Source organism: Streptomyces sp. T028 (assembly GCF_048159505.1).
In the GTDB taxonomy this organism is placed as follows: domain Bacteria; phylum Actinomycetota; class Actinomycetes; order Streptomycetales; family Streptomycetaceae; genus Streptomyces.
On the sequence record NZ_JBLRVZ010000024.1, the window covers coordinates 80,514 to 95,193 of the forward strand.

Annotated in this window: 14 protein-coding genes; 5 read left to right on the top strand and 9 right to left on the bottom strand. The window is 71.1% G+C overall.

All coding sequences use genetic code 11. The features are described from left to right. Positions 1–7: 7 nt before the first annotated feature. Together ACLZN2_RS23200 and ACLZN2_RS23205 are read left to right on the top strand one after the other, a co-directional pair. On the top strand, positions 8–1,771 hold the full coding sequence (locus tag ACLZN2_RS23200; protein WP_416980914.1) for a cation acetate symporter: 1,764 nt from the start codon (positions 8–10) through the stop codon (positions 1,769–1,771). Beyond that, positions 1,768–2,973 (top strand): sensor histidine kinase, encoded by a 1,206-nt coding sequence (locus tag ACLZN2_RS23205; protein WP_416980915.1) that lies wholly within the window; start codon positions 1,768–1,770, stop codon positions 2,971–2,973. The genes ACLZN2_RS23200 and ACLZN2_RS23205 overlap by 4 nt, the downstream gene beginning before the upstream one ends. Here ACLZN2_RS23205 and ACLZN2_RS23210 read toward each other — a convergent pair whose 3' ends face one another. Further along, positions 2,974–3,144 (bottom strand): hypothetical protein, encoded by a 171-nt coding sequence (locus ACLZN2_RS23210; protein WP_107103440.1) that lies wholly within the window; start codon positions 3,142–3,144, stop codon positions 2,974–2,976. It abuts the gene before it with no gap. Positions 3,145–3,251: 107 nt separating this feature from the next. Then, on the bottom strand, positions 3,252–4,202 hold the full coding sequence (locus tag ACLZN2_RS23215) for a cytochrome c oxidase assembly protein (RefSeq protein ID WP_416980916.1): 951 nt from the start codon (positions 4,200–4,202) through the stop codon (positions 3,252–3,254). Between the two features lie 141 nt (positions 4,203–4,343). Here ACLZN2_RS23215 and ACLZN2_RS23220 point away from each other — a divergent pair, with 141 nt between their 5' ends. Next, on the top strand, positions 4,344–5,102 hold the full coding sequence (locus ACLZN2_RS23220) for an HAD family hydrolase (RefSeq protein WP_416980917.1): 759 nt from the start codon (positions 4,344–4,346) through the stop codon (positions 5,100–5,102). A gap of 31 nt (positions 5,103–5,133) precedes the next feature. On the opposite strand, the gene ACLZN2_RS23225 is transcribed toward ACLZN2_RS23220, so the two are convergent. The 4 genes from ACLZN2_RS23225 to ACLZN2_RS23240 form a co-directional block, all read right to left on the bottom strand. Then, on the bottom strand, positions 5,134–6,558 hold the full coding sequence (locus ACLZN2_RS23225) for a hypothetical protein (protein ID WP_416980918.1): 1,425 nt from the start codon (positions 6,556–6,558) through the stop codon (positions 5,134–5,136). 280 nt (positions 6,559–6,838) lie between these two features. Then, on the bottom strand, positions 6,839–7,864 hold the full coding sequence (locus ACLZN2_RS23230; RefSeq protein WP_416980919.1) for a 6-phosphofructokinase: 1,026 nt from the start codon (positions 7,862–7,864) through the stop codon (positions 6,839–6,841). A gap of 213 nt (positions 7,865–8,077) precedes the next feature. Beyond that, complete coding sequence (locus tag ACLZN2_RS23235; protein WP_416980920.1) at positions 8,078–8,806, bottom strand: type 1 glutamine amidotransferase; 729 nt, start codon at positions 8,804–8,806, stop codon at positions 8,078–8,080. 20 nt (positions 8,807–8,826) lie between these two features. After that, positions 8,827–10,065, bottom strand: coding sequence for a MurT ligase domain-containing protein (locus ACLZN2_RS23240; protein WP_416980921.1), 1,239 nt, complete (start codon positions 10,063–10,065; stop codon positions 8,827–8,829). 156 nt (positions 10,066–10,221) lie between these two features. Between ACLZN2_RS23240 and def the strand changes: the two genes are divergently transcribed. Beyond that, positions 10,222–10,764: a peptide deformylase gene (def, locus tag ACLZN2_RS23245; protein ID WP_416980922.1), complete on the top strand. Its 543-nt coding sequence runs from the start codon at positions 10,222–10,224 to the stop codon at positions 10,762–10,764. Between the two features lie 70 nt (positions 10,765–10,834). Here def and ACLZN2_RS23250 read toward each other — a convergent pair whose 3' ends face one another. Beyond that, complete coding sequence (locus ACLZN2_RS23250; protein WP_416980923.1) at positions 10,835–11,479, bottom strand: TetR family transcriptional regulator; 645 nt, start codon at positions 11,477–11,479, stop codon at positions 10,835–10,837. A gap of 178 nt (positions 11,480–11,657) precedes the next feature. Here ACLZN2_RS23250 and ACLZN2_RS23255 point away from each other — a divergent pair, with 178 nt between their 5' ends. After that, a complete protein-coding gene (locus tag ACLZN2_RS23255; RefSeq protein ID WP_416980924.1) occupies positions 11,658–12,884 on the top strand; it encodes an acyl-CoA dehydrogenase family protein in 1,227 nt (408 codons plus the stop codon). A gap of 141 nt (positions 12,885–13,025) precedes the next feature. Here the strand turns inward: ACLZN2_RS23255 and ACLZN2_RS23260 are convergent, their stop codons facing one another. After that, positions 13,026–13,262, bottom strand: coding sequence for a DUF6213 family protein (locus ACLZN2_RS23260; protein ID WP_416980925.1), 237 nt, complete (start codon positions 13,260–13,262; stop codon positions 13,026–13,028). 25 nt (positions 13,263–13,287) lie between these two features. After that, positions 13,288–14,673, bottom strand: coding sequence for an NADP-dependent succinic semialdehyde dehydrogenase (locus ACLZN2_RS23265; protein ID WP_416980926.1), 1,386 nt, complete (start codon positions 14,671–14,673; stop codon positions 13,288–13,290). Between the last annotated feature and the right edge of the window lie 7 nt (positions 14,674–14,680).

Below are 14,680 nucleotides of genomic sequence, written 5' to 3' on the forward strand. Positions count from 1 at the left end.
CGGACAGATGAACTCGGCGTACGCCGTGCCCGCTGTCGCCCTGGTGGTGGTCGCGACCGTCCTCGTGGGTGCCTTCGGCCTCAGGATCTCCCGCACCACGTCCGACTTCTACGTCGCCTCGCGCACCGTCGGCCCCCGCCTCAACGCGGCCGCCATCAGCGGCGAGTACCTCTCCGCCGCCTCCTTCCTCGGCATAGCCGGCCTGGTCCTGGTCCAGGGCCCCGACATGCTCTGGTACCCCGTCGGCTACACCGCCGGATACCTCGTCCTGCTCCTCTTCGTCGCCGCCCCGCTGCGCCGCTCCGGCGCCTACACCCTCCCCGACTTCGCCGAGGCCCGCCTCGCCTCCCACACCGTCCGCAGGCTCGCGGGCACCCTCGTGGTCGGCGTCGGCTGGCTCTACCTCCTGCCCCAACTCCAGGGAGCCGGGCTGACGTTGACCGTCCTCACCGGTGCGCCGGACTACCTCGGCGGGCTGATCGTCGCCGTCGTCGTCGCCGCGACCGTCGCCGCGGGAGGCATGCGCAGCATCACCTTCGTCCAGGCCTTCCAGTACTGGCTCAAGCTCACCGCCCTCCTCGTCCCCGCCCTCTTCCTGGTCCTCGCCTGGCAGGGCGACGGAGCCCCCCGGCACGCCTTCGCGGAACCGGCCGCCTTCCGCGAACAGCGCACAATCCGCGTCGACGACACCCTCGACCTGCGGCTCGACAGCCCGCTGACCGTGACGGTCGACGGCAGGGTCGACGGCCGCCCGCAGCAGGACACCCTCCTGCGTCTCCCGGCCGGTACCCACCGCATCGAGCGCGGCACCCGCCTCACCTTCGCCGCGGGCACCCCCGTCCCCACCGCCGAGCGCGGCGGCGACGGCGGCATGTCCACCTCGCTCGCCGCGGGCCGCGAGGAACGCCCGCTGTACGCCACGTACGGCCTGATCCTCGCCACCTTCCTCGGCACGATGGGCCTGCCGCACGTCGTCGTCCGCTTCTACACCAGCCCGCACGGAGTCGCCGCCCGCCGCACCACGGTCGCCGTCCTCGCCCTGATCGGCGTCTTCTACCTGCTCCCGCCCCTCTACGGCGCCCTCGGCCGCCTGTACGCCCCCGAACTCGCCCTCACCGGCGACGCCGACGCGGCGGTCCTGCTGCTGCCGGACCGGATGATCGGCGGCGTCGGCGGCGACCTGCTCGGCGCCCTGGTCGCCGGGGGCGCCTTCGCCGCGTTCCTGTCCACGGCGTCCGGGCTGACCATGGCCGTCGCGGGCGTCCTCACCCAGGACGTGCTGCCGACCCGGGGCGTACGGCACTTCCGGCTGGGTACCGCGCTCGCCGTGGCCGTACCGCTCGCCGCCGGCCTGCTGGTGGGCGGACTGCCGGTGGCCGACGCGGTGGGCCTCGCCTTCGCGGTGTCGGCGTCCTCCTTCTGCCCGCTGCTCGTCCTCGGCATCTGGTGGCGCCGGCTGACCCCGCCGGGGGCCGTCGCCGGGATGGTGGTGGGCGGCGGGTCGGCGTTCCTGGCGGTCGCCGCGATCATGGCGGGCCTGCCGGTCACGGGCGGTCCGCACGCCCTCCTCGCCTGGCCGGCGCTGTGGTCGGTCCCGCTGGGCTTCCTCACCATGATCCTGGTCTCCCTGGCCACGCCGGGCCGCGTCCCGGCCGGCACGGCGGCGATCCTGGCCCGCTTCCACCTGCCGGAGGAACTGCGCACGGAGGAACTGCGCACGGAGGAACTCAGGACGACGGACGAACTCAGGACGACGGAGGCCAGGCCATGAGCGATTTCCTGGCGGGCGTCTGCATCGCCATCCTCCCCTTCCTCACCCTCGGCTTCTGGCTGGGCCGCCGCACCGCCCGCCCCGACAGCCAGGGCGGCCTCGGCACCCCCGTCGAGCACGCCACCTTCCAGACCCTGCACACCGCCTCGCTCGCCGCACCCGCGCTGCGGGCCGGCCTCACCGAGGAGACGGCCCGCAAGTCCGCCCGCAGACTGCGCACCCTCCTCGGCACGGACGCGCTCTGCCTCGCCGACGGCGAGCGGGTCCTGGCCTGGGACGGCGTGGGCGCACACCACCGCACCGAGATCATGGAACGCCTCGCCGCCCCCCTCGACAGCGGCCGGGGCGAGGCCTTCCGCCTCACCTGCGACCACGCCGACTGCCCGCTCCGCTGGGCCGTGGTCGCCCCGCTCACCGTCGACGACCGCGTGCACGGCGCCCTCGTCGCCTGCGCGCCCCGCGAGTCGGCCGTCCTGGTTCGGGCGGCGGGGGAGGTGGCCCGCTGGGTCAGCGTCCAGCTGGAGCTCGCCGATCTCGACCAGTCCCGCACGAGACTGATCGAGGCGGAGATCAAGGCCCTGCGCGCCCAGATCTCCCCGCACTTCGTCTTCAACTCGCTCGCCGTGATCGCGTCCTTCGTCCGCACCGACCCCGAACGCGCCCGTGAGCTGCTCCTGGAGTTCGCCGACTTCACCCGCTACTCGTTCCGCCGGCACGGCGACTTCACCACCCTCGCCGACGAACTCCATGCCATCGACCACTACCTGGCCCTGGTCCGCGCCCGCTTCGGCGACCGCCTCGCCGTCACCCTCCAGATAGCCCCCGAGGTCCTCCCGGTCGCCCTGCCCTTCCTCTGCCTCCAGCCCCTGGTCGAGAACGCCGTCAAGCACGGCCTGGAGGGTAAGTCCGACAAATGCCATATACAGATAACGGCCCAGGACGCCGGCGCCGAGGCCCTCGTCGTCATCGAGGACGACGGCGCCGGCATGGACCCGGTCCTGCTGCGCCGCATCCTGGCAGGCGAGGTCAGCCCCTCGGGCGGCATCGGCCTGTCCAACGTCGACGACCGGCTCCGCCAGGTGTACGGCGACGACTACGGCCTCGTCATCGAGACGGCCGTAGGAGCGGGCATGAAGATCACCGCCCGGCTCCCGAAGTACCAGCCGGGCGTCCACTCGGCCGCCCGCCTCACCCCCGGGTGATCAGCCGGTCTTCAGCACGATCATCGCCAGCGTGATCAGCCCGAGCACGACCCAGCCGAACCACAGCCAGCCGTTGCTGCCGAGCGCCACCGTGTAGGCGGTCACCGCGACCAGCGCGCCGACGGTGAGCACCCCCATGGTCTTCGTGGAACTGTCCGTGGAACCTGCCATCGCGACACCCTCTCCTAGGGCCGCCCTCCGCCGGGCGTGTCCACCTCCATGGTGCCCCGGCTCGCGCGCGGGCGCGCCGGATTCGTCGCCCCCGGTGCCCGCGGCGCTCAGCGCCCCCGGGCGTTGAGCGCCGCGAGGTAGGCGTTGTACGCCTCCAGCTCCTTGTCGCCGTCCCGGTCGGCGGCCCGGTCCTTGCGCTTGGCCTGTCGCTGCTCGGAGCCGTACCACTGGAACAGCAGCGCGATCAGCACCAGCACGGACGGGATCTCACTGAACGCCCACGCGATACCCCCCGCCGCGCTCTGGTCGGACAGCGCGTCGATGCCGAGCGAGGCGGGCGGGTTCAGGAACGTGTCGACCATCGGCTCGGACGCCATCATCAACGCGATGCCGAAGAACGCGTGGAACGGCATCCCGGCGAACAGCTCCAGCATCCGCATCAGATGCCCGGGCCGGTGCGGTCCCGGGTCCACGCCGATGATCGGCCAGAAGAACGTCACGCCCACCGCGAGGAAGTGCACCATCATCGCGATGTGCCCGACCTTCGAGCCCATCAGGAAGTCGAAGAGGGGGGTGAAGTACAGCGCGTACAGCGAGGCGATGAACATCGGGATGGTGAACGCCGGATGCGTGATGATCCGCATGTACCGGCTGTGCAGCAGCATCAGCAGCAGCTCACGCGGCCCCTTGCGCCCCCCGCCGGCCGTCGGCAGCGCCCGCAGCGCCAGCGTCATGGGCGCGCCCAGCAGGATCAGGATCGGCGACAGCATGCTGATGACCATGTGCTGCACCATGTGCACGCTGAACATGACCATCCCGTAGTCGTTCAGCCCGGTGCACATCACCAGCATGATCGTCAGCACCCCGATGGCGAACGACACGGTCCGCCAGGCCGACCAGGCGTCCCCGCGCCGCCGCAGTCGCACCACACCCCACCCGTACAACCCCAGCCCGGCCAGACAGGCGACCAGGAAGAACGGGTCGGCCGACCACTGAAGCCCCCGCCCCAGCGTGAACGGCAACAGATCCATGTGCGTGCCGTGCCCGCTGTGTTCCATGGTGGGCGGCTCCTGATTCGTGGGGGGTTGTGCGTTTCCTGCCGCCCACCAGAGTAGAACCGCCCCCGCGGCCCTCCGGCACCGGGGCCGTCACCCGGGCGGTCCCGACTCGGATGCGTTCACCGGGGGGAGGCATGTGCCATGTCTGTCATCTTCTTCGACATCGGGGACACCCTCGCGACTCCCCGGCAGGAACCCGAGGGCTCGCTGACGCTGCTGCCCCTGCCGCGTGTCCTCGCCGTCCTCGACGCCCTGGGCGGGACGCGCAAGGGCATCATCTCCAACCCCGGGTCGCAGCAGGCCGCCGTGGCACGGGCACTGGCGGACGCGTTCCCGGGCCGCTTCACGGACCCGGCCCTCGTGCACTGGGGGGTGAAGGACAGCCGGCAGATCTTCGACCGGGCGGTGGCCGGTACCGGGGCAGTGGCCGACGACTGTGTCTTCGTGGGCGAGAACGCCGCGGAGCGTGGCTTCGCCCGGGAGGCGGGGATGCGTACCGCGGCCCACCCGGTGTTCGCCCTCGCGGCGACGGAGAACCGTCCCGTACTCCGGGCGCGGGTCGAGTTGCGGGACGCTCAGGACCTTAGCTCGTTGACGGCGGCCATGGACGGGACCGAGGCCGTGCCCGCCGAGGTCGTCTCGGAGCGGCTCGTGCTCGCCATGGTGACCGCGCGGGGCGTCGAAGCGCTGGAGGGCGCCGGTTTCACGGTGGACGTCCGGGGGCCGGTGGAGGGCCTGGTGGCTTCCCCGGACCCGGCGACCGAGAAGTTCGTCAGTGATCTGCTGGCGCGCGGCGAGGCGGTCTTCGAGGGCGAGGAGCCGACCCCCCGGACGACCCATGTGATCGAGCGCGCGGACGACGGACGGCTGACCGTCCGCCGTCTGCGCTTCTACCACTGACCTCTCGGTCGGGCCTTCATCCACCGACCTCTCAGTCGAAGCACCGCCGGACCAGGGCGAGCCCCTCGCCGTCCGTGCTCCGCGCGATCTCGTGGGTCTTGAGCCGGGACGGGTTGTCGTCGACGAACGCCGTGGCCGAGCGGTGTTCCTCGGGGATGTCGACCCGGCCGCGGCGCAACAGGTCCTCGAGGAACGACGTGGCGACCCGCTCGGGGTCGGCGGGCCGCACCGAGCCGCCGGCGGGGTCGGAGCCGGCGATGCCGAAGCGCCTCTCCTGCGCCGGGGCGGCGAGGCTGAGCGGCTGGGTGAGGCCGTACACCGTCCCCTGGACGCTGATGGCCGTCAGACCCTGATCGTCCGCACCGCCCGGCATGGCCTCGGCGATCCCGGCGGCCCGGCGTGACACCTCCGGCTCGGTGACGGACGCGGCGGCCTCCAGGGAGAGGATGCCGTGCCGGATGAACGCCGTGCGCAGGGCCTGGCCGTACTTGCCGCCGTGGCGGCGCTGGTCCGCCGCGATCATGTGACCGGCGACCTGCGCGTAGTAGGCGGACACCACGGGCGCGGCCACGACGGCGTCCACCAGGAGCTGTCCCGCGATCTCGGCGGACAGGGCCAGACCGGCCTGGTCCTGGAGGTCCTGCTGCCGGAAGATCCCGGCGACGATCTTCAGGAACGCGCCGCTGAACACCCGAGAGAACGAGTGCGGCTCGCTGGTCAGCATGCTCGCCGGCCCCTCCGGCGACAGCAGCACCGGGTCCTGGTAGAAGAAACTGTTCGCCATGTTGCGCAGACAGTCCGGGTCGACCTTGCTCGGGCGGCGCTGGCGGATCGCCCAGCCCAGCTGCTCGGCCATCCTCGACACCCGGGAGGACAGTTCGAGGTCGCCCTGCGTCTCGGCCAGTACGGCGATCCGCAGCGACTCCAGCTGGAGCGAGCTCAGCAGGGCGCTGATGTCACCGAACGCCTCGTGCAGGGCGGCCGTCTCCGCGCTCGCCGCGTTGAACAGCTGGGGGCGCAGCGCGTCCAGGACGGCGTGCCCCTCCTCGTGCTCGACGATCTCGTTGCTCTCGCACGAGGCGACGGTGACGCCCGCGACCGTGGCGCGGAAGAACCACAGTCCCCTGCGGTCGTAGAAGGCGTTGAGGCCGTCTCCCGCGTTGAGGTGCGCGGTGAGGGCGCGTCCGACCCGCGGATGCCACTGCGTCCCGGTCGGAACCATGGGACCCCAGGTCCGGCTGGCCCTGCTGAGCGCGTCGGCCGTCACCCAGTAGCGGAACGCCTCGGTGCCGGGACCGGCACCGTCCGGCTGCGGCGCGGTCTCCGCGATGGCCGTCGGGAAGGGCTGGGTGTCGAGCTGCGGCACGGGATGCGGTACGGGCATGTTGACCTGCGGAGGGAATCCGGGGTCGTCCTCGTACACGAGAACCGTGGGGATGGTGACCTGCTGGGTCATGGGGGCTCCCTGAAAGGGAAGAGATGGGGGGTGGTGGAGCGCGTCGCGAGCGCACCACAGGAACCTCTTGACCAAGAGTTCCTCGCGTTCAGTACGCGGCCCCCGGAACCGGGTGTCAATCCGAACAGAAGTCAGGCGGGGACGCCTGTGGCGGCCCACGCCCAGGGGCACGGGCCGCCACGGAGAAGACGCCCGCTCGGCCGGTCGGGTGATGTCCGCTGCGGTTCGGCAGCGCCCCGAGGGGGGCGCGGAGCCGCATATCGACACAGCCAGCGGAGCGCTAGAGCACGCACTCCGCTTCCGCGTACCGTTCCGCGGGAACGGTCTTCAGGGTCTCGACGGCGTCGGCCAACGGCACCATCACGATGTCGGTGCCCCGCAGCGCGGTCATCTTCCCGAACTCCCCGCGGTGCGCGGCCTCCACCGCATGCCACCCGAACCGAGTGGCCAGCACCCGGTCGTAGGCGGTGGGCGTACCGCCGCGCTGCACATGCCCGAGGATGACCGGACGGGCCTCCTTGCCCAGCCGGTCCTCCAGCTCGATGGACAGCTGCCGGGCGATCCCGGCGAACCGCTCGTGCCCGTAGATGTCCTTGGCGCCCTCGTCGAAGTCCATCGTGCCGGCGAGAGGCTTCGCGCCCTCCGCCGCGACGACGATCGCGAACCGCTTCCCCGCCTCGAACCGCTCACCGACCCGCCGGGCCAGCTCCTCGATGTCGAACGGCCGCTCCGGTACGACGATGGCGTGGGCGCCCGCCGCCATGCCGGACTGAAGCGCTATCCAGCCGGTGTGCCGCCCCATGACCTCGACGACCAGGACCCGCTGGTGGGACTCGGCGGTGGTCTTCAGCCGGTCGAGCGCCTCGGTCGCGACGCCGACGGCCGTGTCGAAGCCGAAGGTGACGTCGGTGACCGCGATGTCGTTGTCGATGGTCTTCGGCACGCCGACGACCGGCAGACCGGCGTCCGACATCAGCCGGGCCGCCTTGAGCGTGCCCTCACCGCCGATGGGGATGATCGCGTCGAGCCCGAGCTCCTGCACATGCCCCCGGGCCCGCTCCACGCCGTCCCGCAGATGCGAGGGCTGGACCCGGGAGGAGCCGAGGATGGTGCCGCCGCGGGCCAGGATTCCGGCCACCGCGTCGAGGTCGAGCTTGAGGTAGTCGCACTCCAGGAGGCCCTTCCAGCCGTCCCGGAAGCCGATGACCTCGTCGCCGTGGTCGACGACGGCACGGTGCACGACGGACCGGATGACGGCGTTCAGGCCGGGGCAGTCGCCGCCGGACGTGAGGACACCAATGCGCATAGCCCGAAAAACCTTCTTCACGAGGGCCGGATCCGGACCCCGTCGTCCGGCTCGATCCCCGCCACCCTAGCGGCAGGAGGGGGCGGGGCCGAAGCATGCGTCCGCCTGCTGGACGTGCCTGCTCACCTGTGCGGACGTACCGTCAGACGGGCCGCTGACGGTGCTCTGAAAAGCGGGTGAACACATGGATCGCGAGGACTGCCCCGCGTCCGCTCACGCAGGCTGCTGCGCCGCCGCGATCCGCTCGCCCCGCAGCGCCTCGTACCAGCGGTCGTCGGTCGGCGGGAGCGCGTTCACGTCGAGCGCCAGCTTCAGCAGCAGGTCCGCGATGAGCGGGTTCCTGGCCAGCACCGGCCCGTGCATGTACGTACCGAACACGGTGTCGTTGTACGCGCCCTCCGTGCCGTCGCCCGTGCCGTTGCCCCGGCCCATGCTGACGCGGGCGAACGGGCGGGCGGTCGGGCCGAGATGGGTGACGCCCTGGTGGTTCTCGAAGCCCGTCAGGGACGGCAGCCCGAGCCGGGGGTCGATGTCGGCGAGGACGTCACCGACGCACCGCTCGCCCTCGCCGCGCACGGTGGTGACGTCGAGGAGGCCGAGGCCCGGCTGGCGCTGGCCGACGTCGTTGACGAACTCGTGGCCGAGGATCTGGTAGCCGGCGCAGACCGCGAACACGATCGCGCCGTTGTTCACCGCCTGGAACAGGTGCCCGTCGCGCAGCAGCCGCTCCGCCGCGAGCCGCTGGGGCCGGTCCTCGCCGCCGCCGATGAGGTAGATGTCGCCGGACGTGGGGATCGGCTGGTCGCTGCGCACGTCGAGGCGGGCCACGTCGAGACCGCGCTGGCGGGCCCGGCGCTCCACGACCAGGACGTTGCCCTGGTCGCCGTAGGTGCTGAGCAGGTCCGGGTAGACCCAGACGATCCGCAGTTGGTTGTCGCTCATGAACTGGTCGTCCTTCGTGGTCAGTTGCCGACGCGGCGGCGCAGGTCCTGGAACGCGGTGTAGTTCGCGATGACCTCGATCCGGCCCGGCGGGCACTGCTGCACGGCCTGGTCGACGGTGTCGCACACCTGGAAGTGCTGGTTGGCCACCTCGAGCCGGACCGCGAGGTCCAGCTTGCGGTCACCGATGACGAAGATCGGGTGGCCGGTCAGCCGCGTGTAGTCGACGTCCCACAGCCAGGAGGTGTCGGTGCCGTCGGCGCCGCGCGCGTTCACCGAGAGGATCACCGGGGCCGGTGCAGGATCGATCAGGCTGAACGTCTCGAGCCAGCCCGCCGGGTTCTTGGCGAGCAGCAGCCGCAGGTCACGGCCCTGGAACTGGACGACGTCGTACCGTCCGGCGACGGCCTGCACCTGGTACATGCGCTCCAGCGCGACCTGCGGCGGCACGCCGAACACGGCGGCGACGGCGGCGGAGGAGGCGGCGTTGGCCTTGTTGGCCCGCCCGGGCAGCTGCAGATGGATGGGCCAGGCGGACCCGTGCGGGTCGAGGACGTGGTCCCCGGAGAGCGCCCAGCTCGGCTGCGGCCGGCGGAACCCGCACTCGCCGCAGAACCAGTCGTCGCCGGGCCGCTGCATGACACCGCCGCAGGACGGGCACGACCAGGCGTCGTCCTTCCACATCTGCCCGGCGGCGACCCACACCACGTTGGGGGAGGAGGAGGCGGCCCACACCACCAGCGGGTCGTCGGCGTTGGCGACGACGACGGCCTTGGAACCGGCCAGCCCCTCGCGCCAGTTCTCGGCGAGCATCCGGGTCTCGGCGGCGCGGTCCAGCTGGTCGCGGGAGAGGTTCAGCAGGGCGATGCACTTCGGGGCGGTGTCCCGGGCGACGCCGGCCAGGTACTTCTCGTCGACCTCGATGACGCCGTACTTGGCGTCCGAGCCGCCCGCGAGCGCCGAGGTGATGCCGGCCGGCATGTTGGCGCCGAGCGCGTTGGACACGACCGGTCCCGCGGCCCGCAGGGCCTCGGCGATGAGCCGGGTCGTCGTGGTCTTGCCGTTGGTCGCCGACACCAGGATGACGTCCAGGTTCTGGGCGAGCCGGGCGAGGAGATCGGGGTCGAGTTTGAGTGCCACCCGGCCACCGATCACCGATCCGCTGCCGCGTCCGGCCGCGCGCGATGCCGCAGCGACCGCCTTGCCCGCGGTCACGGCGATCTTGGCCCGCGGCGTGAGCGGGTCCGAGTTGCCTGCCATCAGTTCTCGATCCTCCTTGCGTACGCGCCGCGCCTCTGCCGTACGGCAACGTGGTAGGTGGTCAGCCTATCGAGATCCATTCGCAGCCCCGAATCGTGCCACCACCTCACGCCTGTACGACATGCGCGTGTCAGAAGGGACCGTACCCTTGCCGCCATGCGACACGGCTCCATCCAGGGCGCGCACGGACGCGTCCGGCCCCTCACGCTCCTCGGTGACCCCGTCCTGGCACAGCCCTGCCGGGAGGTCACCGACTACGGCCCCGAACTCGCCCGGCTCGTCGAGGACATGTTCGCCACGATGTACGCCGCCCAGGGCGTGGGCCTCGCCGCCAACCAGGTCGGCGAACCCCTGCGGGTCTTCGTCTACGACTGCCCCGACGACGAGGACGTCCGCCACCTGGGCCATGTCGTGAACCCGAGGCTGGTGGAGGCCGACGGAATCGTCCTGCGCGGCCCGGAGGGCTGCCTCTCCCTCCCGGGCCTGGAGGCGGGAACGGAACGCTACGACCACGCGGTCGTCGAGGGCTTCACGGCGACCGGCGACCCGGTCACCGTCCACGGCACGGGATTCTTTGCCAGATGCTTGCAACACGAGTCCGACCACCTGGAGGGGATGATGTACGCGGACCGGGTGGAGGGCTGGCGAAAGAGAAGACTCATGAGACAGGTGTCCCGAGCCTCTTGGAGCCAGGGGTGAGGTGTCTCACCCCAGGGGCGCGGGGAACTGCGCGACAAGCCACATCGGACCCGCACCCGACCCGCAACCCTCAGAACCCAGGACCCCCGATCTTGTCCCCCGCAGCAGCAAGCCGCCCCCACAAAAGATCCGCAAGACTCCGCACCAGCTCCGCCCGAGAACAAGGCCGCTCCCCGAGCCACCAGTCCCCCGCCGCATGCATCATCCCGACGATCCCATGCCCCCACACACGGGCCACCCGCTGACTCTCGGGCCCGAGATCCAACCGGTCCTCGATCACCTGAGCCAGTTCCTCGCCCATCCTGCGGAGCAGCGGCGCACTGTGCTTGCCCACGTCGAACCCCTGGTCCGCGCCCTGTCCGCCCTCGGAAGGGTGCATCAGGAACCGGTACACCTGAGGCCGCGCCTCGATCGCCGCGAGGTACGTGTCGAGGGTCGCCTCCACCCGCTCCCGCCGCTCCGCGGGCGCGTCCAGCGCCGCCCGCAGGGAATCCAGCAACGCGTCCGTGTGCCGCTTGGCCAGGGCCGCGTACAGCCCGCCCTTGTCGCCGAAGTGGCGATAGAGGATCGGCTTCGTGATGCCGGCCTCCGCGGCGATCGCGTTCATCGACGCCTGAGGGCCGTCCCGGAGCACCACCCGGTCCGCGGCCTCCAGCAACTCACGCCGACGGCGGTCGGCGGACCGCTGCTGCTCGGTCCGCTGTGTGGTGTCCATGTGCTCTCCCCACCCGTGATGTTCCGGTACCGCCTGCGCAAACTAACACCTGACAGCAGCCTGACAGCGAACAGGTCTGAGGGCTCCCTGGTCGTCGTCAGGAGTTGACTTTTCCTACCCGCGAGTAACAGACTCGGGGTTACCGCTAGTAACACGCACGCCCGCCGCTGGAGGGGACATGGCCGAGTTCACCATGGAGCTCAACGACGAACAGAAGGAGGTCCGGGACTGGCTGCACGGTTTCGCCGCCGACGTCATCCGCCCCGCGGCCGCCGAATGGGACGAGCGTGAGGAGACTCCCTGGCCGGTCATCCAGGAAGCCGCGAAGGTCGGCATCTACTCCCTCGACTTCTACGCGCAGCAGTACTTCGACCCCACCGGCCTCGGCATCCCGATGGCCATGGAGGAACTGTTCTGGGGCGACGCGGGCATCGCCCTGTCGATCGTAGGCACGGGCCTTGCCGCCGTGGGAGTCCTCGCCAACGGAACCGAGGAACAGATCGGCACCTGGATCCCCCAGATGTACGGCGACGCCAACGACGTCAAGGTCGCCGCGTTCTGTTCCTCCGAGCCCGACGCCGGCTCCGACGTCGCCTCCATGCGCACGCGTGCCGTGTACGACGAGGCCAAGGACGAGTGGGTGATCAACGGCACGAAGACCTGGGCGACCAACGGCGGTATCGCCAACGTCCATGTCGTGGTGGCCGTCGTCGACGCGGAGCTGGGCTCCAAGGGGCACGCCTCCTTCATCGTCCCGGCGGGCACGCCCGGCCTCGCCCAGGGCCAGAAGTTCAAGAAGCACGGCATCCGCGCCTCGCACACCGCCGAGGTCATCCTCGACAACGTGCGCGTCCCCGGCTCCTGCCTGCTGGGCGGCAAGGAGAAACTGGACGAGCGCCTCGCGCGGGCCCGGGAGCGGGCGAAGGCGGGCGGCGAGCGCGTGAAGAACGCGGCGATGGCGACGTTCGAGGCGTCGCGCCCCGCGGTGGGAGCCATGGCGGTCGGCACCGCCCGCGCCGCCTACGAGGTCGCCCTCGACTACGCCAAGACCCGGGAGCAGTTCGGGCGGCCGATCATCGACAACCAGGGCGTCGCGTTCCAGCTCGCCGACATGCGGACGCAGATCGACGCGGCGCGGCTGCTCGTGTGGCGGGCCTCCTGGATGGCGATCAACGGGAAGCCGTTCACCGCGGCCGAGGGCTCGATGTCCAAGCTGTTCGCGAGTGAGACGGCGAAGAAGGTGACCGCGCAGGCGATCCAGATCCTCGGGGGGAACGGGTACACCCGTGAGTACCCGGTGGAACGGATGCACCGCGATGCGGCGATCTACACGATCTTCGAGGGGACGAGTGAGATCCAGCGGCTGGTGATCGCCAGGACGCTGTCGGGGATGTCCATTCGGTAGTACGCGGTCTGCGGGTGCGTGGGGGCTTGTGGCGCAGTTCCCCGCGCCCCTTTAGGTAGGTGCGGTGGACGTGCCTGTCAGGGGCGCGGGGAACTNCGCGACCAGCCACAACGCACCCGCACCCGGCAACGAACCGACCCCCTACGGAGTCCCCCCGCTGCTGTGCGCGATGCACGCGACATCGATCCGGTCGGCCAGCTTGGCCAGCTCGATGGTCAGCGCAGCCACCGTGTCCTCGTCGAGTCCCTCCGCCCCCGCCTCGACAAGGTGCAGCCACCGACCGCCCAACGTGCGGAGCAGCTTGCTCACATCGCCGGCAGCCACCTGCAAGGTCCCCCGGTCGTCGACGATCAGGGGCAGGGTCACTTCGCGGTTCACACCCGGGATCGTAGCCGCGCAGCACTCACGCGCCGTGCCAAACCGTGGTGATGTTGCAGAACTCGCGGATTCCGTGCCCGGACAGCTCACGCCCGTACCCGGACCGCTTCACCCCGCCGAACGGGAACGCCGGATGGGACGCGGTCATCCCGTTCACGAACACACCACCGGCCTCCAGGTCCCGGACGAAACGGTCCACCTCGGCCTCGTTCTGCGTCCATACGTTCGAACTCAGTCCGAACGGCGAGTCGTTGGCGATGAGCACCGCCTCGTCCAGGTCGGCCGCCCGGTACAGCGTCGCGACCGGGCCGAACGCCTCCTCGCGGTGGATGCGCATCTCGCGGGTGATGCCGGTCAGGACGGTCGGCGGGTAGTACCAGCCGGGCCAGTCGGGGCGTTCGCCTCCGCACAGCACCGTGGCGCCGCTGCGGCGGGCGTCGGCCACCAGTTCCTCGATGTCGGCCCGGCCCTGTTCGCTCGCCAACGGGCCGACCTCCGTGTCCTCCTCCAGCGGGTCGCCGACCTTCAGTGCCTTCATCCCTTCGGTGAACCGCTCGGCGAACGCGTCGTACACGTCCGAGTGGACGATGAACCGCTTGGCGGCGATGCACGACTGACCGTTGTTCTGCACCCGGGCCGTCACCGCCACCCGTGCCGCCCGGTCGAGGTCGGCGGAGGGCATGACGACGAACGGGTCGCTGCCGCCCAGCTCAAGGACCGTCTTCTTGACCATCTCGCCGGAGGCGGAGGCGACGGCCCGTCCGGCCGGTTCGCTGCCGGTCAGGGTCGCGGCCTTGACCCGCTCGTCGCGCAGGATCTCGTCCACCGCTCCCGACCCGATCAGCAGGGTCTGGAAGCAGCCCTCGGTGAAGCCCGCGCGGTGGAAGAGGTCCTCCAGGTACAGGGCGGTCTGCGGGACGTTGGAGGCGTGCTTGAGCAGACCCACGTTGCCCGCCATCAGCGCGGGCGCGGCGAACCGGATCACCTGCCAGAGGGGGAAGTTCCACGGCATCACGGCGAGCACCGGGCCCAGCGGGCGGTAGCGGACCAGGGCCCGGGTGGCCCCGGAGTCCTCGACGTCGGCGTCCGCCGGCCGCTCGTCCGCGAGCAGGCCCTCCGCGCGCTCGGCGTACCAGCGCATCGCCTTGGCGCACTTCGCGGCCTCGGCGCGCGCCTGCCTGATCGGCTTGCCCATCTCAGTGGTCATCACCCGGGCGATGTCCCGCTGGTCCTCCTCCAGCAGGTTCGCCGCCTGGAGCAGCAGGCGTGAGCGGTCGGTGAAGCTGCTCAGCCGGTACGTACGGAACGTGGCCTCCGCGAGCTGGAGCCGGCGCTCCAGTTCCTCCTCGCCCATGGGCTCGTACGTCTTGAGCGTCTCGCCGTCCGCCGGGTTCACCGTCGCAATGGGCATGACCGAC